The sequence below is a fragment of the Microbulbifer sp. 2205BS26-8 genome, from assembly GCF_030731025.1.
Taxonomy (GTDB): Bacteria; Pseudomonadota; Gammaproteobacteria; order Pseudomonadales; family Cellvibrionaceae; genus Microbulbifer; species Microbulbifer spongiae.
On the sequence record NZ_JAVAMR010000164.1, the window covers coordinates 1 to 730 of the forward strand.

At 50.8% G+C, this 730-nt stretch carries 1 protein-coding gene; it reads right to left on the reverse strand.

Annotated elements, in window-relative coordinates; translation table 11 throughout:
- Positions 1-18: 18 nt before the first annotated feature.
- The gene (locus Q5Y71_RS17065; protein WP_306043270.1) at positions 19-438 is read right to left on the reverse strand and encodes a transposase; all 420 of its coding nucleotides are present in this window, start codon (positions 436-438) and stop codon (positions 19-21) included.
- Positions 439-730 lie beyond the last annotated feature (292 nt).

The window sequence follows — 730 nt, forward strand, 5'->3', positions numbered from 1 at the left end:
ATTCCAGGTGCACTGGCACTAGGCCAGAAGATATTTTTGACTGCGAAGTAGGTTTGACAGTCCAGCTAGTACATACAACCGGCTGGTGTTCTTTGCCAACCCACGGTAACGAGTCTTACTGTAACCGAACATGCGTTTGATATAGAAAAACGCATGCTCTATCTTCGCGCGGACGCTTGCCTTGGTCGTTTCAGCTCGCTCAATGTCTGCAAATTTTAGCTGCTTTCGCTTACCGGGCCGCATCGCAATATGCCAATCCAAATTCCTTGAAGAGAGCGCCTTCCGGTTTTCCGAACCTGTGTAACCCGCATCCGCCCAGACACGTTTTTCTTCCTCGTGAAGTAGCTTGTCCGCTACATTCAGATCATGTTCGCTGGCCGGTGTGGTTTCGATACTATGAATCAGGCCGAGCGAAGTAGACCCTGTTGTAGCGGTCACAGATTGAGCGAAGGGCATCGAATTCGGGATCATTCAGGGAGAAGTAGTACCGCTTCTGTTCGTGGGTGAGCTTCGGTGCACCATATAGATCTTGAATCTCAGAATCCAGGGGTATGGCGTGGCGCTTGCTTTTCAGGCTCATTCGGGAATCCAAAACGCCCGATCTTAGCCTAATCGGCTGAAAATCAGCCAATTCAGGGGAAAGTCAGAAAGTAAGGCACTCCTGAAAGCCTTGCCAGGTCTGGGTTTCAAGCCGAAGTGGAAATTGCGGCGGGGATGTCCCTAGTACCCC